23 protein-coding genes are annotated in these 19766 nt (G+C 67.4%); 7 read left to right on the forward strand and 16 right to left on the reverse strand.

Annotation, left to right across the window (positions count from 1 at the left end):
- Window positions 1-2: 2 nt before the first annotated feature.
- From ACDI39_RS03515 to ACDI39_RS03535, 5 genes are all read left to right on the forward strand, one after another.
- Window positions 3-482, forward strand: coding sequence for a phosphotransferase system, HPr-related protein (locus ACDI39_RS03515; protein ID WP_225787855.1), 480 nt, complete (start codon window positions 3-5; stop codon window positions 480-482).
- Window positions 483-484: 2 nt separating this feature from the next.
- Window positions 485-715: a metallothionein gene (locus tag ACDI39_RS03520; protein ID WP_225787854.1), complete on the forward strand. Its 231-nt coding sequence runs from the start codon at window positions 485-487 to the stop codon at window positions 713-715.
- Between the two features lie 143 nt (window positions 716-858).
- On the forward strand, window positions 859-1098 hold the full coding sequence (locus ACDI39_RS03525; RefSeq protein ID WP_486537660.1) for a hypothetical protein: 240 nt from the start codon (window positions 859-861) through the stop codon (window positions 1096-1098).
- Window positions 1099-1232: 134 nt separating this feature from the next.
- Complete coding sequence (locus ACDI39_RS03530) at window positions 1233-1559, forward strand: hypothetical protein (protein ID WP_410045959.1); 327 nt, start codon at window positions 1233-1235, stop codon at window positions 1557-1559.
- Window positions 1560-1717: 158 nt separating this feature from the next.
- On the forward strand, window positions 1718-2218 hold the full coding sequence (locus ACDI39_RS03535) for a methylated-DNA--[protein]-cysteine S-methyltransferase (RefSeq protein WP_253080139.1): 501 nt from the start codon (window positions 1718-1720) through the stop codon (window positions 2216-2218).
- Between the two features lie 12 nt (window positions 2219-2230).
- Here ACDI39_RS03535 and ACDI39_RS03540 read toward each other — a convergent pair whose 3' ends face one another.
- From ACDI39_RS03540 to ACDI39_RS03550, 3 genes are all read right to left on the reverse strand, one after another.
- Window positions 2231-2473, reverse strand: coding sequence for a hypothetical protein (locus ACDI39_RS03540; RefSeq protein ID WP_225787850.1), 243 nt, complete (start codon window positions 2471-2473; stop codon window positions 2231-2233).
- The gene (locus ACDI39_RS03545; protein WP_225787849.1) at window positions 2470-3213 is read right to left on the reverse strand and encodes a carbon-nitrogen hydrolase family protein; all 744 of its coding nucleotides are present in this window, start codon (window positions 3211-3213) and stop codon (window positions 2470-2472) included. Before ACDI39_RS03545 ends, ACDI39_RS03540 begins: the two co-directional genes overlap by 4 nt.
- An 81-nt stretch (window positions 3214-3294) precedes the next feature.
- Window positions 3295-3810: a DUF3016 domain-containing protein gene (locus tag ACDI39_RS03550; protein ID WP_225787848.1), complete on the reverse strand. Its 516-nt coding sequence runs from the start codon at window positions 3808-3810 to the stop codon at window positions 3295-3297.
- 77 nt (window positions 3811-3887) lie between these two features.
- On the opposite strand from ACDI39_RS03550, the gene ACDI39_RS03555 reads away from it, so the two are divergent.
- Entirely contained in the window at window positions 3888-4583 is a 696-nt protein-coding gene (locus tag ACDI39_RS03555) for a metallophosphoesterase (RefSeq protein ID WP_253080137.1), read from the forward strand.
- Here ACDI39_RS03555 and ACDI39_RS03560 read toward each other — a convergent pair.
- Together ACDI39_RS03560 and ACDI39_RS03565 are read right to left on the reverse strand one after the other, a co-directional pair.
- Entirely contained in the window at window positions 4561-5181 is a 621-nt protein-coding gene (locus tag ACDI39_RS03560; RefSeq protein WP_253080136.1) for a LysE family translocator, read from the reverse strand. The genes ACDI39_RS03555 and ACDI39_RS03560 overlap by 23 nt on opposite strands.
- A 154-nt stretch (window positions 5182-5335) precedes the next feature.
- Window positions 5336-6157 carry an AraC family transcriptional regulator gene (locus ACDI39_RS03565; RefSeq protein WP_253080135.1) on the reverse strand — a complete coding sequence of 274 codons (822 nt, stop codon included), beginning with the start codon at window positions 6155-6157 and terminating at the stop codon, window positions 5336-5338.
- A 134-nt stretch (window positions 6158-6291) separates the two neighbouring features.
- On the opposite strand from ACDI39_RS03565, the gene ACDI39_RS03570 reads away from it, so the two are divergent.
- Complete coding sequence (locus tag ACDI39_RS03570; protein WP_225787844.1) at window positions 6292-6915, forward strand: LysE family translocator; 624 nt, start codon at window positions 6292-6294, stop codon at window positions 6913-6915.
- 3 nt (window positions 6916-6918) lie between these two features.
- Here ACDI39_RS03570 and ACDI39_RS03575 read toward each other — a convergent pair whose 3' ends face one another.
- From ACDI39_RS03575 to ACDI39_RS03625, 11 genes are all read right to left on the reverse strand, one after another.
- The gene (locus tag ACDI39_RS03575) at window positions 6919-7194 is read right to left on the reverse strand and encodes a peptidylprolyl isomerase (protein ID WP_225787843.1); all 276 of its coding nucleotides are present in this window, start codon (window positions 7192-7194) and stop codon (window positions 6919-6921) included.
- A gap of 34 nt (window positions 7195-7228) precedes the next feature.
- Window positions 7229-9187 (reverse strand): acetoacetate--CoA ligase, encoded by a 1959-nt coding sequence (locus ACDI39_RS03580; RefSeq protein WP_253080134.1) that lies wholly within the window; start codon window positions 9185-9187, stop codon window positions 7229-7231.
- A gap of 243 nt (window positions 9188-9430) precedes the next feature.
- Window positions 9431-9910, reverse strand: coding sequence for a serine protease inhibitor ecotin (eco, locus tag ACDI39_RS03585; RefSeq protein WP_253080133.1), 480 nt, complete (start codon window positions 9908-9910; stop codon window positions 9431-9433).
- Window positions 9911-9964: 54 nt separating this feature from the next.
- Window positions 9965-10735 carry a 3-hydroxybutyrate dehydrogenase gene (gene hbdH / locus ACDI39_RS03590; RefSeq protein ID WP_225787840.1) on the reverse strand — a complete coding sequence of 257 codons (771 nt, stop codon included), beginning with the start codon at window positions 10733-10735 and terminating at the stop codon, window positions 9965-9967.
- A 12-nt stretch (window positions 10736-10747) separates the two neighbouring features.
- Window positions 10748-12139, reverse strand: coding sequence for a GntP family permease (locus tag ACDI39_RS03595; RefSeq protein WP_486537667.1), 1392 nt, complete (start codon window positions 12137-12139; stop codon window positions 10748-10750).
- Window positions 12140-12431: 292 nt separating this feature from the next.
- Window positions 12432-13826: a sigma-54 interaction domain-containing protein gene (locus ACDI39_RS03600; RefSeq protein WP_486537669.1), complete on the reverse strand. Its 1395-nt coding sequence runs from the start codon at window positions 13824-13826 to the stop codon at window positions 12432-12434.
- 61 nt (window positions 13827-13887) lie between these two features.
- On the reverse strand, window positions 13888-14904 hold the full coding sequence (locus tag ACDI39_RS03605) for an ABC transporter permease (protein WP_225787837.1): 1017 nt from the start codon (window positions 14902-14904) through the stop codon (window positions 13888-13890).
- A complete protein-coding gene (locus ACDI39_RS03610) occupies window positions 14904-15962 on the reverse strand; it encodes a microcin C ABC transporter permease YejB (protein ID WP_225787836.1) in 1059 nt (352 codons plus the stop codon). The genes ACDI39_RS03605 and ACDI39_RS03610 overlap by 1 nt, the downstream gene beginning before the upstream one ends.
- Entirely contained in the window at window positions 15959-17758 is a 1800-nt protein-coding gene (locus tag ACDI39_RS03615; RefSeq protein ID WP_253101423.1) for an extracellular solute-binding protein, read from the reverse strand. The genes ACDI39_RS03610 and ACDI39_RS03615 overlap by 4 nt, the downstream gene beginning before the upstream one ends.
- 238 nt (window positions 17759-17996) lie before the next feature.
- Entirely contained in the window at window positions 17997-18278 is a 282-nt protein-coding gene (locus ACDI39_RS03620) for a peptidylprolyl isomerase (protein ID WP_225787834.1), read from the reverse strand.
- A gap of 80 nt (window positions 18279-18358) precedes the next feature.
- Window positions 18359-19420 carry a 3-deoxy-7-phosphoheptulonate synthase gene (locus ACDI39_RS03625; RefSeq protein ID WP_410045956.1) on the reverse strand — a complete coding sequence of 354 codons (1062 nt, stop codon included), beginning with the start codon at window positions 19418-19420 and terminating at the stop codon, window positions 18359-18361.
- Between the last annotated feature and the right edge of the window lie 346 nt (window positions 19421-19766).

Below are 19766 nucleotides of genomic sequence, written 5' to 3' on the forward strand. Positions count from 1 at the left end.
TGATGCCCCAGCCAGACGACCCGAAACACCGGCCACAGGCCGAGATCGACGATACCGAGGACCGCATGGGCAGCGTCCGCGAACTGGACTTCAGCGACCGTCACGACGAGCGCGAGGGACGGGCCGGCGATGAGCGCCCGGCCCAGGAGGTGGCCCAGGACTACCCGCCGCGGCGGGTGGCCGAAAGCGGCATGAGCGGTGGCGAGGTCCTGAGCGACAGCTTGCACGAGGACAACGTCACCCTCGACGACCTGAGCCCCGACACCCTCCATGACCAGAGCGGCGCCCGCGACCCCCGTGAGCCGGGCGGCAGCGGAGGGCCGGCGGACAAGACCCTGCGCCGGGTCGAGGAGCACGAGATCGGCGGCGGCATCGGCCTGGACGAGGCCGAGCTGGCCCGCTCCGCGCCCCTCGACGGCGAACCCTGGACCGACCGGGTATCGCCGGTGGAAGGGGATGACGATGATCGAGAAAGGAGCTGAGCATGAGCGAGCAACGTTGTGCCTGTAACCATTGTTCCTGCACGGTGGACGCCAATGCCCTGTTGCAGGATGGCAAGGCGTACTGCTGCGAGGCCTGCGCCACCGGCCACCGCAACGGCGAGCCGTGCCGCATGGCCGACTGCAAGTGTGGCGAAGCGGTGCAGCCAAGGGAAGCCAACGTGGACAATGCGCTGGACGAGACCTTTCCGGCGAGCGACCCGATATCGCCGTGATGTACCTGGGGGCTGGTGCGCTTGGGGCTGCAAAGCGGCCCCAACTGCTCGACCGACCAATGGCGTCAGATAAAACGAACGGGCCCCCGGCGCCTTTCATCCAACCAGGTGTGATGACAGCGACTTTCCCGAGGGAGACGACGATGACCCCTGACTCGAGGCAACAAGGCGGCATGCACCCGGACGCCCCGACACCACCTGACGGCCCGATCGATCCAGAGCGGCCCGATATACCCGACCCTGACGACGATCCGCTGATGAACGAGGAGGAGGGCGGTGGCAGGGAAGACGATGACCCTCGCGCGGTGAGCCAGGAACGCAAGTGGGTCGAGTCGTACCCTGGCACCTGCGCGCGCGACAAGGCCAGGCCCAAACCCGACTAGCGACTGGCCAACACCTGGCCCTCGCCCGACCGTCCGATTCCGCGCTCGGGCCGGCCAACGGCGGTTGCGTCCTGCTGGCCTTGCGCTATGGTGCCACTACCGACACGTATAAGACTAAAGTCGTAGGAGGCGGCATGAGAATTCGCGGTGACGTTTACTGGTCTTGGGCAGACCCGACCCTTCATCATCGGACACACGACGAGACACTCGACGACGGTACCTGCATCGATGTGCGGGTGAGACTGTCGCGTACAGGCGCCACGCAGATGTTCATCGGCGTCTATGCGCCATCCGGCATGGCGATGCACGAGGAGGCGTTCGACTCCCGTCCGGGCGAGTCGATGACCCGGGCCCTGGCCTGGGGCGTCGGGCGCGCCAGGCGGATCGTCAACGATGCTGCGCTGCAGACGCCGAGGTCCCCGGCCAATATCGAGGTGGCCGTTGCCTGCACTGGTAGGTAGGAACCTTCTGCCGGGCGGCGGGGTGCGATGCTTTCAGTCGCAACTGCCGCCCGAACCACTGTCACCGCTGTCACTGGAAGCGCTGGGGCAGTGACTATGCAATCTGACGGTGTTACGCGTACAGTCCCTCGGAATCGTTTCTTGCCGAGGAGTCCGTCATGTCCTGCGCCTTCACCCTGATGCAATCGCCCGTCGGCACCTTGACGCTGGTGGCGCGGGGCGAGCGGCTGGCTGCCGTGCTGTGGGAGGCGGAGCGGGAGAACCGGGTGCGCCTGGGCGAGCTGCACCGGGACGATAGCCACCCCGTGCTGGTGGAAACCGCCCGCCAGTTGGGCGAGTACTTCGCCGGCCAGCGTCAGCGCTTCGAACTGGACCTGGACTTCGCCGGCACCGACTTCCAGCGTCAGGTGTGGGCGGCGCTGTTGACCATCCCCTTCGGCGAAACACGCAGCTACAGCGAGATCGCCCGGCAGATCGGCAGCCCCAGCGCCGTGCGGGCGGTCGGCGCGGCCAATGGGCGCAACCCGATCTCGATCATCGCCCCGTGTCACCGGGTGATCGGCGCCTCGGGCAGCCTCACCGGTTTTGCCGGTGGCCTGCCGGCCAAGCAGTACTTGCTCGCCCTGGAGGGGCGGCAGAGCCTGGCGCTGGACTTCTAGTCGCCGACGGCTTCACTCCAGCCAGGCCAGCAGCAGGCAGGCCAGCGCCGCCACCAGGGTACCGGCCGCCAGGCTGTAGCGCCGATGGGCACGCCGGGCGTGCTGCTCCACCTCACGCAGGTACTGGCCAGGCGGCGGGGCGTCCGGGCGGTGGCGCAGCCCCTCGGCGATGTCGGCCAGGCGCCCGCGGATCAGCAGGCCGGTCAGGTAATAGGTGCAGGCATAGCTGGCCAAGGTCGTCAGCAGGTATTTCATGCTGGCAGGTCATCCAGTGGCAGGGCTTGGGCGCTGGCCAGCGAGGTGTCCAGCAGGAGCAACCCCTGCGCGTGCCCATCCAGCGCTGCCAGCAATCGCCCCCGATCGTCCCAGGCGGCGCAATGGCCAGCGCCGACGAAAGTGTCTGCCGGGCCGACGCAGTTGGCCAGCAACACCGGCATGCCAAGGCGCCGGGCCACCTCGGGATAGTGCGTGAACCCTTCTTCGATCCCCTTGGCGGTCTTGGCCACGCTGGCCAGGTAGATGTCTGCGCCCATCGACCTGGCCTGTTCGGCATGCTCGAAGAACATCGACTCGTAGCAGATCGCCGGCGCGACATGCCGGTCGCCGAGAGGAAAGACCAGGGGACGGTCGCCTGCGACGAAAAAGGGCAGTTCATCGCTGTGCAGGCGCTGCTTGGCATAGGCCAGGCGCGGCGCGTGCGGGCGCAGGATCGGCAGGCCGATGTGCACCCCATCTGCCGCCGGTAGCGGCAGCCCGACCGCCACGTTGACGCCATGGCGATCGCACAAGGCTTGCAGGGGATCGAGCAACGCCGAATCGGCGGGGTGCGCCAGTTGGCGGGCGAGGGAGGGTTCGTAGCCCGTCAGGGACAGTTCGGGAAAGGCCACCAACTGCGCGCCCAACTCGACGGCGCGCTCGATGCAGTGCAGGTGACGGCGCAGGTTGCCTGGCAGATCGCCCTTGCGGCTGGCCAGTTGTACGGCGCATAGCTTCATGGTGCTTCCATCCCTGGTGAAGGCGAACGGCAGAGGATACCCCCGGCCGGGTCGCCTGCACCAGCGGCCATCGCGTCGGGCTCAGGAGGCCGGAAGCGGCGCGAAGCGTTGGCGGAACCAGTCGTCGAGCATGGCCTTTTCCGCATACAGGCGGTCGCTGCTGCTGGCCTGGCGGCCCGGGCGGCTGAGGTACATCTTGTCGCTGACCCGCTCCTGGGCCTGGCGATCCGGCTGCCCAGGCTGGCTCAGGGTGTAGCTCAGGTCGATGCTCGGCCAGGTGATCTCGCGCATGAAGCGCACGTCGTAGGCGCGGCCGTGCCAGGGCTCGTAGCGGCCGGCCAGGTCGATGTCGCTGATGGCGATGCGCAGCTGCTGGCCAGGCTGCAGGTAGCGCTGGCCGAGCTTCTGCAGGTGCTGGGTCAGGCTTTTCATGACGTAGGCATCGGCGCCACGCTCGTAGCCCTGGCTATCGAGGCTGGCATCGCGGAATTTCTCGGGATGGTCGAAACGGACCTCGACCTGCGCGGTCGGGGTGCCTTGTGCCATGCTGTCGAATGCCAGCACCATCAGCACGGTACAAGCGAGGGCGGTACGCATGATGCACCTCCGGTGGCGGACTGCTTTGCCCCTCTATTCTACGCCTGACGCTGGCCAGCTAGCAGAGGATCGATGCCATGAACCGTTTCAGGCGGGTAGCCGCCAATACAAGGGGACGCGACCTGGCGGTGGGCGATATCCATGGCCATTTCGCCCGCCTGCGGCAGTGCCTGGACACGCTGGGCTTCGACCCCGAGGTCGACCGGCTGTTCAGCGTCGGCGACCTGGTGGACCGCGGCCCGGACAGCCTGCAGGCCCTGGACTGGCTGGCCCGCCCCTGGTTCTACGCGGTACAGGGCAACCACGAGGCGCTGGCGATCAATCACCTGCGCGGCGGCCGGCTCGACCTGGACATGTACCGCGCCGCCGGTGGCGGTTGGTTCCTCGACCTGCCCAGGGCCGACCAGCAGCGTTATGTCGAGGGATTTGCCTCCATGCCTATCGGCATGGAGGTGCAGACCGCCGACGGGCTGGTCGGCCTGCTGCATGCCGACAGCCCGTTCGCCGACTGGCCGACGCTGCGCGCGCGCTTGCAGGCGGCGGACGACCCCGCGGTGCGTGAGGTCTGCCAGTGGTCGCGACGTCGCCTGCGCGAAGGCGATACCCAGCCGGTCGAGGGGCTGCGGGCCCTGTTGGTGGGGCACACGCCGGTGGTGCGGGCCAAGCGCCTGGGCAATGTCTGGCACCTGGACACTGGCGGTTGGAGCAGCGGATTCTTCAGCCTGATGGCACTGGACTCCCTGGAGCTGGTCAGCCCAGTAGCAGGTGCATGAGCACGGCGGCTGCGAGCAACATCAACATGGCGCCCGATGCCCGTTCCAGCCAGGGCAGGGCCCGGGCGAAGCGACGCAGCACCCGCTGGTTGCCGATGGCAACGGCCACCAGCAAGTCCCAGAGCAGGACGATGGCGAACATCCAGCTGCCGTAGGCCAGTTTCCAGGCCGCGCTGCTGCTGGCGACCATGCTCGCCAGGCTGGCGTAGAACAGGGCGTTCTTCGGGTTGAGGATGCCGGAGGCGAAGCCCATGCCCAGGCTCTGCAGCCAGCCGTGGGCTGCCTGGGCGCGGCGCTCGGCGGCGGGTACTAGGTTGCTGTGGCCCGCGTGCCGTAGGAACAGCGCACCGATGTACAGCAGGTAGGCGCAGCCGGCCAGTTGCAGGGCAATGAACAGGGCGGTGCCGTCATGCAGGGCCGACATGCCTGTGAAGGCGGCGCCGATGAACAGGCCATTGGCCAGGGCGATGCCCAGGCAGGCACCGCTGGCCACGCGCCAGCCGGCAGTGGCCGAGGTGCGGGCGACCAGGAAGAAGTCGGGGCCGGGGGACAGCAGGGCGAGGAAGTGGACGGTGGCGACGATCAGGAACTGCTCCATGGGGGCGGGCTTCTGTGGCAAGGGACGAAAGCCGCAGTCTGTCGCTGGGGGCCCAGTGGCGTATTGAAGATTATTGCGGGGTAGGGGACATTGCCGGTGCAGTTCCTTCTTTGGGGCTGCCTCGCGCCCCAGCAATTGCCAACCCCCTACGCTGTTAACTGACGCCCTGCCGATAATGTCCTGGCGTCACCCCCGCATGGGCCTTGAACACCCGCTGGAAATGGCTCTGGTCAGCGAACCCCAAGCGATAGGCGACATCCGACAGCGCCAGGCCCTGGCGCAGCAGCTCGCGGGCCTGGTTGATCCGGGCATTGAGCAAGTACGCATGAGGCGTCATCCCCGTGGCGGCCCGGAAGGTGCGGATCAGCTGGTAACGACCCAGGCCGGCCAGCTCCGCCAGCCGGGCGAGGCTCAGGTCCGCCTGGCTGTCCACCTGGATACGCTCGATCAGGCCGCGCAGGGCCTGCAGGTCCTGCGCCGGCACCGGTGCGGCGTCGAGGGTGGGGCAGGCGGCGAAGTCATGGTCACCGATGAACGCCACCAGCGCCGCTTCCTTTTCCGCCGGGCTGGCAGCGGAAAAAAGCAGCGCGTTGAGCCGGCAGAACTGACGATACAACGCCGCCGAGCGGGTGATACGTGCTGGCGCCCCCGGTTCGCCCGCCGCCACCCCCGACTCCAGCCGCAGGCGGCGCAGCCAGTCGGCATCCAGGTGCAGCATCTGGTAGCTCCAGGCCCGGCCTGGTTCGGGGTTGCAGGCATGCACCCGCTGCGCCGGCACCAGCACCAGGGTGCCGGGTGTGAGGCGCTGCCGGCCGGCACCGGCGCCACTGAAATGGCTGGCGCCGGCGTCGACCGCGCCGATGGAGAAGGTCGGGTGGCTGTGGGCCTTGTAGCAGGCCCGGCTGTGGCAGGCGCGGCGGCTTTCCACGAAGGGCAGGGCCGGGTCGCGCCAGAGTTCGCTGTGGGTCGAGGGCATGAGGGGCCTGCTTGCCAGTTGCCGGGACGTGCAGTCTAGCCCCGAAGCCACTGTTACGGCCATTCGCTGCACGACTGTGCTTGACGTGGAGGGTGCCCAACGCGAGGCTGCTGTCGTTTCCATGGAGAACGATGATGGACCTGTCGAGCCTGCTGCTATTCATCCCCGCCTGCTTCGCCCTGAACATGGCGCCGGGGCCCAACAACCTGCTGTCCCTGCACAACGCCAGCCGCTATGGCTTGCGCACTGCCTGTGTCGCCGGCGGCGGGCGGATCCTCGCCTTCAGCGGCATGATCGCCCTGGCCGCCATGGGCCTGGCGGTGGTGCTGCACACCAGCGAATACCTGTTCCTGGCGATCAAGGTGGTGGGCGCCGCCTACCTGTTCTACATCGCCTGGCAATTGTGGCGCGCGCCAGTGGGCGAAGCCGTGGTGGCTGGTGACCATCCACGGGGCACCTGGCGCCTGGCGCGCCAGGAGTTCTGGGTGGCGGCGGGCAATCCGAAAGCCATCCTGATCTTCACCGCCTTCCTGCCGCAGTTCGTGTCCGTCGGCAGCGCTACGCCGGTAAGCGAGCAGTTCCTCTGGCTGGGCGTGCTGTTCCTGCTGCTGGAGTGGGCCGCCATCGCCCTCTATTCCGGCCTGGGCGCTTATCTGCAGCGCTGGTTCAGCCGCCCGAGGCCACGCCGGTTGTTCAACCGGGTCAGCGCGTCGCTGCTCGGTTGTGCCGGGCTGGGGCTGTTGGCGGCGCGGCGCTGAGGGTCAGTCGCGGTAGAAGGTCTGCACCAGGTGGTAGCCGAACTTGGTCTTGATCGGGCCGTGCACCACGCGCAAGGCCTTCTTGAAGATCACTTGGTCGATGGCGCCCACCAACTGGCCGGGGCGCACCTCGCCCAGGTCGCCGCCACGCTTGGCCGACGGGCAGGTGGAGAACTTCTTCGCCAGCACGTCGAAGGCCTCGCCCTTGGCGAGGCGTTGCTTGAGCTGTTCGGCTTCGGCAGCGGTCTTGACCAGGATGTGGCGGGCTTGAGCTTTCATGGGGTACCTGTGCTTCGGGCGAAAAAGGGCGCCATTATGCCTGATCGCGCAGCTCCGCGCGGTCGCGGAACTGTTCCAGGGCCTCGGGGTTGGCCAGGGCATCGGTATTGTTCACCGGCAAGCCATGGACCACGTTGCGGATCGCCAGCTCCACCAGCTTGCCGCTGATGGTGCGCGGGATGTCGCTGACCTGGACGATCACCGCCGGCACGTGGCGCGGTGTGGTGTACTGGCGGATGACCTGGCGGATGCGCTGGCGCAACGCATCGTCGAGCTGCAGGCCCTCGCGCAGGCGGACGAACAGGACCACGCGCACGTCGCCCTTCCAGTCCTGGCCGATGGCCACGCTTTCCAGCACCTGCTCGACCTTTTCCACCTGCCGGTAGATCTCCGCCGTGCCGATGCGCACGCCGCCGGGGTTGAGCACGGCGTCGGAGCGGCCATGGATCACCCAGCCGCCGCTCGGACGCTCCTCGGCATAGTCGCCCTGGGCCCAGATGCCGGGGTACTGGCTGAAATAGGCATCGCGGTAGCGGCTGCCGTCCTGGTCGCCCCAGAAGCCCAGCGGCATGCAAGGGAAGTTGCGGGTACAGACCAGCTCGCCTTTCTCGCCGGTCACCGGCTGGCCGTGCTCGTTCCACACCTCGACCGCCATGCCCAGCCCCTTGCACTGGATCTCGCCACGGCGCACCGGCAGCAGCGGGTTGCCGAGCACGAAGCAGGAAACGATGTCGGTACCGCCGGACATCGAGGCCAGGCACAGGTCGGCCTTGATCCTGCCGTAGACATAGTCGTAGCTGTGGGGCGACAGCGGCGAGCCGGTGGACATGAGCAGGCGCAGGCTGCCGAGGCGGTGGCTGCGGGCCGGTTCCAGGCCTTCCTGCTCAAGGGCGGCCAGGTATTTGGCGCTGGTGCCGAAGGCCTGGATGCCTTCGGCGTCGATCAAATCGAGCAGGCGCTCGGGGCCGGGATGGAAGGGCGAGCCGTCGTACAGCACCAGGGTGGCGCCGACCGCCAGGCCGCTGGCCAGCCAGTTCCACATCATCCAACCGCAGGTGGTGTAGTAGAACAGCACGTCGTTGGCCTTGAGGTCGTTGTGCAGGCCGTGTTCCTTCAAGTGCTGCAGCAGCACCCCGCCCGCACGGTGGACGATGCACTTGGGCACGCCGGTGGTACCGCTCGAATAGAGGATGTACAGCGGATGGTCGAAGGGCAGCGCCACGAAGCGCGGTTCGCCGCCGGGTTGGAAAAAGTCCTGCCACAGGCTGACACGCGGCGCGTGGAACTCCTCGGGGCGTGTCTGCGTACGGGTATGGGGCACGACCAGCAGGTGTTCCAGGCCGGGCAACTGGGCGGTGACCTGGTTGATCTTCTCCACCTGGTCGATGGTCTTGCCGGCGTACTGGTAACCGGCACAGGCGATCAGCAGTTTCGGCGCGATCTGGCCGAAGCGGTCGATGATCCCGTGCAGGCCGAACTCCGGCGACGAGCTGGACCAGATCGCCCCGAGGCTGCTGCAGGCGAGCATGGCTACCAGGGTTTCCCAGGTGTTGGGCATCACCGCCGCGACCCGGTCGCCGGCCTGGATGCCCGCTGCCTGGAGCGCCTTCTGCAGCCCGGCGACCTGGGCGGCCAACTGGGCGTGGGTGAGTACCTGGCGGGTGCCGTCCTCGCGCACGGCGACCAGCGCCGGGCGGTCATCGCGCCGGTGCAGCAGGTGTTCGGCGTAGTTCAGGGTGGCCCCGACGAACCACTGAGCCTCGGGCATGCCTGGGCCTTCATCCAGGACCTGGGTCGCAGGCGTGTGCCAGTTGACGTGGAAATACTCGGCGAGGGCCTGCCAGAAGGCCGGGCGCTGCTCGACGCTCCAGCGGTGCAGCGCGGCATAGTCGTTGAGCTGGAGGTTGAACCGCAGGTTGACCCGGCGGCGGAAGGCATCCATCCGGCTGGCCTCGATCCGCGCCGTGGAGGGGCGCCAGAGCACATCGTTCATGCCGAAACCTCCAATGCAATCGCAGGGCTTGCCCTAATGCTAGTCGGTCAAGCGGCACTGGGGCTGCTGCGCAGCCTATCGCTGGCAAGCCAGCTCCCACAGGGCCCCCGTTGCCCTTTCGATTTCCGGAAAGGCTGGGTGACCTTCCACAGGGCAGAGAGTGAGTGGGCACCAATGGCCTGTGGGGAGCCGGCTTGCCGGCGATGGGGCGCGCAGCGCCCCTCAATGGCCGGATGCTCGCGCTTATTCAACTTTAGCCTTTTGTACATCCTCCGACGCCGACCACACCCGATAGCGCACCTCGACGCCCTCCGGCACGTACACCACCACGGGCAGCTTGCTGTTGTAGCGCAGCATGAAACCCTCGCCGACCACCGGCACGAAGGCCTCGGTCTGCTTGCCGTCGGGGCAGGCCATCAGGGTGGTGGCCGGGCCGCCGACCTTTTCCAGGCGGTAGTAGCTGTAGCCCCAGCCTTCCAGGGTGTGCTCCTCGAGGCTGCCGGCCAGGCGCTGGCGGTTGCAGTCGACCATCAGGGTCTTGCCGGCCAGGATCTCCAACTGGTGCGCTGACTCGTCGGTTTGTGCCGGCAGGTGGATGACCTGGCGGGTGAAGCCTTTTCCCGCCTCGGGATAGGGCGCGACGTCCTTGAGCCCGGCGGCCATCGCCGGTACGGCGCTGGCCAGGGTCAGGGAAAGGATCGCGGTGAATGGGATTGGGCGCATGGGGCCTCCTTGCAGATAAACGGATGCAAGACCGTGCCAGGCCTTGGCCGGCCCTCACTGGGCCAGCCAGCCGCCATCGACGTTCCAGGCGGCGCCGCGGACCTGGCTTCCGGCCTCGCTGCAGAGGAACAATACCAGTTCGCCGAGGTGCTGGGGTGTCACGAAGTCCAGCGAGGGTTGTTTTTCGGCCAACAGCTCACGCTGTGCCTGCTGCGCATCGCCGCTGGCCGCGGCGCGGTCGTCGATCTGTTTCTGCACCAGCGGCGTGAGTACCCAGCCTGGGCAGATGGCGTTGCAGGTGACGTTGCTGGTGGCGGTTTCCAGGCCGACCACCTTGGTCAGGCCCACCACCCCATGCTTGGCCGCCACGTAGGCGGCCTTGCCGGTGGAGCCGACCAGGCCATGCACCGAAGCGATGTTGACGATCCGCCCCCAGTTGCGCGCCCGCATGCCGGGCAGCGCCAGGCGGGTGCCATGGAACACCGCCGAGAGGTTGAGGGCGATGATCTTGTCCCAGGTCTCGACCGGGAACTGCTCCACCGGCGCCACGTGCTGGATGCCCGCGTTGTTGACCAGGATGTCGATGCCGCCGAACTCGCGCTCGGCGAGGGCGAACAGCGCCTCGATCTGGGCCAGCTCGGACAGGTCCGCCGGGTGGTGGGCGACCTTGACGCCGTGGCGGGCGATGTCGGCGAGCGCCGGGGCCGGGTCACCGAAGCCGTTGAGCAGGATGTTCGCGCCCGCCGCGGCCAGCACCTGGGCGATGCCCAAGCCGATGCCGCTGGTGGAACCGGTGACGAGTGCGGTCTTGCCTTTGAGTGTCATGCAGGAAGCTCCTTAGACGATGCCGGTGGCGTAGAAGGTGGCGATGACCACGAATACCGCCAGGGTCTTGATCAGGGTAATGCCGAAAATGTCCTTGTAGGCCTCGCGGTGGGTCAGCCCGGTCACGGCCAGCAGGGTGATCACCGCGCCGTTGTGCGGCAGGGTGTCCATGCCGCCGCTGGCCATGGCCGCCACCCGGTGCAGCACTTCGAGGGGAATGCCCGCGGCATTGGCGGCGGCGATGAAACTGTCGCTCATGGCTGCCAGGGCGATGCTCATGCCACCGGAGGCGGAGCCGGTGATGCCCGCCAGCAGGGTCACGGTGATCGCCTCGTTGACCAGCGGGTTGGGGATGCCGCGCAAGGCATCGGCCAGCACCAAAAAGCCCGGCAGCGAGGCGATCACCGCACCGAAGCCGTATTCCGAGGCGGTGTTCATCGCCGCCAGCAAGGCGCCGCCGACCGCGCTGCGGGTGCCGTCGGCCAGGCGCTGGCGGATGCTGCCGAAGGCGCACACCAGCACCATCAGGATGCCCACCAGCAGCGCCGCCTGTACTGCCCAGGTGGCGGTCAGCTTGGCCACGTCGCTCTGCACCGGCGCGCTCATGCCCGGTAACTGCAGGGTGTGGCTGGCGCCGTACCACTGGGGGATCCAGTGGGTGAACAGCAGGTTCATCACGCCCACCAGGATCAGCGGCGAGAGGGCCAGCCAGGGGTTGGGCAGGGCTAGGTCTTCGGCGGTCTCGGGTTCGTTGCGCAGGTTCTTGCCGTAGCCTTCGCCGGCCCGCTGGGCCTTGTTGCGCTGGCGTTGCAGGTAGAGCATGCCGGTGCAGAACACGAACAGCGTGCCGATCAGCCCCAGCCAGGGCGCGGCCCAGGCGGTGGTGTTGAAGAAGGTGCTGGGGATGATGTTCTGGATCTGCGGGGTGCCGGGCAGGGCGTCCATGGTGAAGGAGAACGCACCCAGGGCGATGGTCGCCGGGATCAGGCGCTTGGGGATGTCGCTCTGGCGGAACATCTCGGCGGCGAACGGGTACACCGCGAACACCACCACGAACAGCGAGACGCCGCCATAGGTGAGCAGCGCGCAGACCAGCACGATCACCAGCATGGCCTGGCGAGTGCCGAGCAGACGGATGGCGGCGGCGACGATCGAGCGCGAGAAGCCCGACAGTTCGATGAGCTTGCCGAATACCGCGCCGAGCAGGAACACCGGGAAGTACAGCTTGATGAAACCGACCATCTTTTCCATGAACACCCCGGTGAAGGCGGGCGCCACGGCGGACGGGTCGGTGAGCAGGACAGCGCCGAGGGCGGCGATGGGGGCGAAGAGGATCACGCTGTAGCCACGGTAGGCGGCCAGCATCAGCAGGGCCAAGGCGGCGAGGGCGATGAGCACGGTCATCGGGGAAGATCTCCTGGAGTGGGTCTTGTTTTTATCGGTGGCCGGGAGATAGCGGGAATCGTGCCAATTAATTAACTATATGATTTAAAAGGATTTTTACTGATTCGCCGAAAGGTGTGTCTCTGATTGGAGACCGGAGTCGCCTGCTTCGCGGGCAAGCCCGCCTCCATAGGGCCCTGCAAACCGCATCCTTTGTGTCCGGCTCGACCCCTGTGGAAGCCGGCTTGCCGGCGATGGGGCGTTAAGCGCCCCCAAGATCCGGCCCGGTCTCTATTTGGAGACGAACGTCTCTCTATTGAGACGAAACCCCCAGCGCCACCATCTTCTTGTACAGCGTAGAACGCCCCAACCCCAGCAACTTCGCAGCCTGCGGCACATTCCCGGCACACCCTGCCAATGCCTCGGCAATCAACGTGCGCTCGAACGCTTCACAGGCTTCCCGGTAGCCCAGCCGAACAGGCTCAACCGGCTCCAGCGGGCTCAACGGCCCGAGCGCCGAGCGCAGGTCGGCGGCTGTCAGCCGTGGCTGGTCGGCCAGCAAGGTCGCCCGCTCCAGCACGTTGCGCAGCTCGCGGATGTTCCCAGGCCACGCATGCCGGCCCAGTAACGCCAGGGCCTCGGGCTCCAGTTCGTACTGGCTGCCCAGTTCGGCGAGGATCGCCTCGCACAGGGCCGGCAGGTCCTCGAGGCGCTCGCGCAGCGGCGGTACCTGGATCGGCAGCACGTTGAGGCGGTAGTACAGGTCGGCGCGGAAGCTGCCACGGGCCATGGCGGCCTGCAGGTCGACAGAGGTGGCGGCGATGATCCGTACATCGCTGCGCAGCATCTGGTTGGAGCCTACCGGCTCGTACTCATTCTCCTGCAGCACGCGCAACAGCTTGCTCTGCAGGGCCAGGGGCATGTCACCGATCTCGTCGAGAAACAGCGTGCCGCCTTCGGCCAGTTGCAGCTTGCCGCTGCGGCCCTTGCGGTCGGCGCCGGTGAAGGCGCCGGGTGCGGTGCCGAAGAACTCGGCCTCCAGCAAGGTCTCCGGGATCGCCGCGCTGTTGACGCTGACGAACGCCTTGTGCGCCCGTGGCGAGGCGGCGTGGATGGCATGGGCCAGCAGTTCCTTGCCGGTACCGGTCTCGCCCAGCAGCAACACTGGCGAGTCGCTACCCGCGCCACGCCGGGCCCGGCGCTTGGCCTCGAGGCTGGCGGCACTGCTGCCGACGAACTGGGCGAAGCTGTACTTGGCCTGTCGGGCGCGCAACTGCGAGCGCGTCGAGGCCAGTTCCTGCTGCATGCTCGAATAGCGCTTGAGCAGGGGCGAGAGGCTGCGCAGCTCGTCGAACAGGGCGAAGCCGATGGCGCCGATCAGCGTGCCCTGGTCGTCGTGGATCGGCAGGCGCATGACCACCAGCGGCTCGTTGGCCGTGTCGAGCATGTCGAGCAGGATCGGCCGGCCGTTGCTGACCACCTCGCGCATCAGGCTGCCGGGGATCACCGCCTCGCAGGGCTGGCCGATGGCACTGGCGGCGTCGGCCAGTCCGAAACGCCGGGCGTAGCGCTCGTTCATCCAGACGATGCGTGCCTGGCGGTCGACGATCACCGTGCCCTCGCTGGACTGTTCGATGATCTCGAACAGCGAGCGGATCGCCAGTTGCCGTACCTGGGGGTAGTCCTTGAGGCTGTCGCTTTCGTGCATGGGGTGGGCCTGTGGATGGCAGAGGCTGGATGATGAGTGTGGTCTGTGGGGCACTGACAACCTACCCCCGTGGATCGAACGCCTCGCGCATCGCATCGCCGATGAACACCAGCAACGACAAGATCAGCGCCAGGGCAAAGAAAGCGGTGAACCCCAGCCACGGCGCTTCCAGGTGCTGCTTGCCCTGGGTCACCAACTCGCCCAGCGAAGCGCTGCCGGCCGGCATGCCGAAGCCCAGGAAGTCCAGGGCGGTGAGGGTGGTGATGGCGCCGGTGAGCATGAATGGCACATAGGTCAGCGTGGCGTTCATGGCATTGGGCAGGATGTGCCGCAGCATCACCTGGCCATCCGCCAGCCCCAGGGCGCGGGCGGCCTTGACGTACTCCAGGTTGCGCCCCCGGAGGAACTCGGCGCGCACCACATCCACCAGCGCCAGCCAGGAGAACAGCGCCATGATCCCCAGCAACCACCAGAAATCCGGCTCGACGAAGCCGCTGAGGATGATCAGCAGGTACAGCACCGGCAGCCCCGACCACACCTCCAGCAAGCGCTGGCCGAGCAGGTCGACCCAGCCGCCATGGTAGCCCTGCAGGGCGCCGGCGGTGACGCCGATCAACACGCTCACCACGGTCAGGGCGAAGGCGAACAGCAGCGACACCCGTGTGCCGTACAGCACCCGCGCTAGCACGTCGCGGCCCTGGTCGTCGGTGCCCAGCCAGTTGCTCGCGCTCGGCGGGCTGGGCGTGGGCACCTGCAGGTCGTAGTTGGGCGTGTCGGCGCTGAACGGGATCGGCGCGAACAGCATCCAGCCCCCCTGGCCCTCGATCAACTGACGCACGTAGACACTGCGGTAGTCTGGCTGGAACGGCAACTGCCCGCCGAACTGCTGCTCGGTGTAGCGCTTGAGCGCCGGGGTGTAGAGCTCGCCCTGGTACGACAGCAACAGCGGCTTGTCGTTGGCCACCAGCTCCGCGCCGAGGCTCAACAGCAGCAGGCCGGCGAACAGCCACAGCGAGATCCAGCCCCGGCGGTTGCGCCGAAAGCGCTGCAGGCGACGGCGGGCGATGGGCGACAGCATCAGTGCGCCCTCGTGTCGAAGTCGATGCGCGGATCGAGCAGGGTGTAGGCCAGATCGCCGAGCAGGCGGATCAACAGCCCCGCCAGGGTGAAGATGAACAAGGTGCCGAACACCACCGGATAATCCCGCGATACCGCTGCTTCGTAACTCATGCGCCCCAGGCCGTCGAGGGAGAAGATCACTTCGATCAGCAGGGAGCCGGCGAAGAACACCGTGATCAGCGCCTGGGGCAGGCCGGCCACCACCAGCAGCATGGCATTGCGCAGCACATGGCCATACAGCACCCGGCGCTCGCTCAGGCCCTTGGCCCGGGCGGTGACCACGTACTGGCGGGATATCTCGTCGAGGAAGGCGTTCTTGGTCAGCAGGGTGAGGGTGGCGAAGCCGCCGATCACCAGGGCGCCGACCGGCAGCACCAGGTGCCAGAAGTAGTCGGCGAGCTTGCCCAGCAGGCTCAGCTGGTCGAAGTTGTCCGAGACCAGACCGCGCACCGGGAACCAGTTCAGCGAGGTGCCACCGGCGAACAGCACGATCAGCAACAGGGCGAACAGAAACGAGGGCAGGGCATAGCCGATCACGATCAGCGCGCTGCTCCAGGCGTCGAAGCGGCTGCCATGGTGCACCGCTTTGCGGATGCCCAGGGGGATGGACACCAGGTAGGTGATGAGCGTGGCCCAGAAGCCCAGCGACAGGGTCACCGGCAGTTTCTCCAGGATCAGGTCGGTGACCTTGGCACCACGGAAGAAGCTCTTGCCGAAGTCCAGCCGTGCGTATTGGCCGAGCATCAGCCACAGGCGCTCGGGGGCGGACTTGTCGAAGCCGTACTGGCGTTCGATCTGCGCGATCAGTTTCGGGTCCAGGCCGCGGCTGGCCCGGGACTCGCCGTGCACGGCTTCGCTGCGCGCGCCGGGTGCGCCGCCGCCGATGCCTTGCAGGCGCGCCACCGCCTGCTCCACCGGGCCACCCGGTGCGGCCTGGACGATGGCGAAGTTGACCAGCAGGATCGCCAGCAGGGTCGGCACGATCAGCAGCAGGCGGCGCAGGATGTAGGCGGTCATGGCGCAGTCTTCCGGCGTTCGGCCATCTGCTGGTTGGTCAGCGCCGTCGGGCTGACTTCCCACCAGGTATCCAGGCCCTCGTCATAGGCGGCCTGCACCTTGGGCAGGCCGAAGCGGTTCCACCAGACCGTCGAGCTGCCCGGCGGATAGTAGTTGGGGATCCAGTAGTAGTTCCACTGCAGCACCCGATCCAGAGCGCGGGCGTGACGCAGCATGGCGGCCTGGCTGTCGGCGCGGACCAGGCCATCGAGGAGCCTGTCCACGGCCGGGTCGCGCAGCACCATCAGGTTGTTCGAGCCAGGGTCGGTGGCTGCCGCCGAGCCGAAGTAATTGTACAGCTCGGCGCCCGGCGACAGGGTGACCGGGTAGCCGGTGACGATCATGTCGTAGTCGCGGGCCATCAGGCGGTTGATGTACTGGGCCGAGTCGACGTTGCGAATGTTCAGGGTGATGCCGATCTGCGCCAGGTTGCGCTTCCAGGGCAGCACCAGGCGTTCCAGCCCGGCCTGGCCGTTGAGGAAGGTGAAGCTCAGGGGCTCGCCTTGGGCGTTGACCAAGCGATCGCCCTCGGGCCGCCAACCGGCGGACTGCAGCAGCGCCAGGGCCTGCAGCTGCTGAGGGCGGATAATGCCCGAACCGTCGGTGACCGGCGCCGTGAACACCTGCTCGAAGAGCTCTTCGGGCACCTGGCCACGCAGCGGTTCGAGCAGCTTGAGTTCCTCGGCGTCGGGCAGCGCGCGGGCGGCCAGCGGGGTATTGGAGAACACGCTCTGCTGGCGGATGTACAGGTTGCGCATCATCTGCCGGTTGCTCCACTCGAAGTCCCAGAGCATGGCCAAGGCCTGGCGTACGCGGCGGTCCTGGAACAGCGGCTTGCCGAGATTGAACACGAAGCCCTGGGCGTTCTGCGGCTTGGCCGGGCCGAGGTGGGCGCGTTGCAGGCGGCCGTCGTCGAGGGCTGCGCCGTTGTAGCCGATGGTATAGGCGGTGGCGGAGAATTCGCGGTTGTAGTCGTAGCCACCGCCGCGCAGGACCTGGCGCGCCACCTCGGTGTCGCCGAAGTATTCGATGCGGATGCGCTCGAAGTTGTAGCGCCCACGATTGACCGGCAGGTCCTTGGCCCACCAGTGGGGATCGCGTTCGAAGGTGATGCTGCGGCCGTTGTCGATCCGCCCGATGCGGTAGGGGCCACTGCCCACCGGCTTGTCGAAGCCGGCACCGCTGGCGAAGTCGCGCGTCTGCCAGTCGTGTTCGGGCAGCACCGGCAGGCTGGCCAGGTCCAGGGGCAGGGTGCGGCCATGGGGCTGCCTGAAGTCGAAGCGCACCTGCCGTGGGTTTTCGACGGTCACCTTGGCGACGTCGGCGAACTGGGTGCGGAACTTGAGGCTGCCCTTGCTCATCAGCAGCTCGAAGGTGAAGCGCACGTCCTCGGCGCGCACCGGCTTGCCATCGGCGAAGGTGGCGCGCGGGTCGATCTCCAGGCGCAGCCAGGCATCGCCGGGGCCGCGCTCCATGCGTCGGGCGATCAGGCCGTAGACGGTGTAGGGCTCGTCATAGGCACGCACCGCCAACGGCGCATAGAGCCAGCCATCGACCTCGCTGACGCCGATGCCTTGGTCGATGTACGGCAGGATGTGGTCGAACTGGCCGATCTCCACCGCCGAACGACGCAGGCTGCCGCCCTTGGGGGCGTCGGGGTTGACGTAGTCGAAGTGGCGGAAGGCTTCGGGGTAGCGCGGGGCTTGGCCATAGACGGTGAGGGCGTGGCTGGGCGTGGCCTGGGCGGTGATGGCCATGCACAGCAGTGCAAGGCAGGTCAGGAGCCGCAAGCAGCATTGCGCCTGCCCTGCAGCCCATCGCCGGCAAGCCGGCTCCCACAGGGGCCTGTGGCGTTCACGAATCATCTGCCATGCAGCGCATGCTGTGGGAGCCGGCTTGCCGGCGATGGGGCGCGAAGCAGCCCCAGATGGCCGCTTGGCTGGCCGGCATGGGAGCGAGCCTGCCCCCACGGGAGACAGCACCGGCAACGGTGAATCAGTCCTGGCGGCTGGTCACTTCCAACAGGTGGTAGCCGAACTGGGTCTTGACCGGGCCTTGCACGGTGTTGAGCGGGGCGCTGAACACGACGGTGTCGAACTCGCGGACCATCTGGCCCGGGCCGAACGAGCCCAGGTCGCCGCCCTGGCGGCTGGACGGGCAGGTGGAGTTGGCTTTGGCGACTTCGGCGAAGTCGGCACCCGCTTCGATCTGCGCTTTCAGTTCGTTGCACTTCTCTTCGGTGCTGACCAGGATGTGGCGGGCAGTGGCTCGGGCCATGGGAAACTACTCCTTGGGTGAAAAAGGCAAGCCTAGCGCACTTGTCCGCGAAATGTCTCGCAAGGCTTGCCACAAGATACCTACAAGCGTTCCGCAGCCTGGCGCAGCAGCGCCTCGGTCGAACGCCAGCCCAGGCAGCCGTCGGTGATCGACACGCCATACTTCAACGGGCCCTTGCCCAGGGCTTGGCAGCCGTCGAACAGATGGCTCTCGAGCATCACCCCGACGATCGAGCGATCGCCCGCCAGGCGCTGGCCCAGCACATCCTCGAACACCGCTGGCTGGCGCGCCGGGTCCTTGCCGCTGTTGGCGTGGCTGCAATCGACCATGATCCGCGCCGCCAGCCCGGCCTTGACCAGGCCCTGGCGCGCCTGGGCGATGCTCGCCGCATCGTGGTTCGGGCCCTGGTGGCCGCCGCGCAGCACCAGGTGGGTATCGGGGTTGCCCAGGGTCTCGATGATCGCCGGGTAGCCCTGGGCATCCATGCCGAAATGGCGATGCGGGTGGGCGGCGCTGCGCATGGCGTCGCAGGCGATACCCACGCTGCCGTCGGTGCCGTTCTTGAAGCCGACCGGCAGCGCCAGGCCGCTGACCATCTCGCGGTGGATCTGCGACTCGGTGGTGCGCGCGCCAATGGCGGCCCAGCCGAGCAGGTCGTCGAAGTAGCCAGCGGCCATCGGCTGCAGCAGTTCGGTGGCGACCGGCAGGCCGCGCTCGAGCATGCCCAGCATCAGCCCGCGGGACAGGGCGATGCCGGCGTGCATGTCGTCGCTGCCGTCCAGGTGCGGATCGTATGCCAGGCCTTTCCAGCCGACCGTGGTGCGGGGTTTCTCGACATAGGCGCGCATCACCAGCAGCAGCTTGTCGTCGACCTCACGGCTGAGCTGGGCAAGGCGGTCGGCGTATTCCAGGGCCGAGCGTGGGTCGTGGATCGAACACGGGCCGACGATCACCAGCAGACGTGGGTCGCGGCCTTCGAGGATGGCGCGGATGGCCTGGCGCTGGGCGTGGACCTGCTGGGCGAGTTCGTTGGCGAGTGGCATCTGCTGCTTGAGCAGGTGGGGGCTGGGCAGACGCTGGCTGACGGCGGTGTTGGCAGCCTGGGGCTGGTTCAGGGGCAGGGCGAGCGAAGAGGATTGCATGGCGTTTTTCCCTGGGCGGACGGCGGGTTCGGGCCCGCGCGGTCGGCCCTATCGAGGTGTTCGACAAATATTCGGAGTGCTGTGCACAGCGTTGCCACCAGTGGTCGACCGAACGGAGGCGGCAGGCTGGCCCGAACGGGATTGGCTAAATCGCCAGGCGTAGGTGTCGGCGTAGGAGTAGGTGGCGTAGTTCATGGATCTGTCCTCGGTATGAATCGGTGTTTTTTCAGGCCCTGGAAACGCAAAACCCCCAGTCGGGGGGCCGACCGGGGGTTTGAGTATTCTCGTGTTCGGCGGCCCCTCGAAGGTGGGCGCCGTGTGGGTATCAGCGGCGCCTAGTGGCTAA

Source organism: Pseudomonas sp. Tun-23181 (assembly GCF_057415455.1).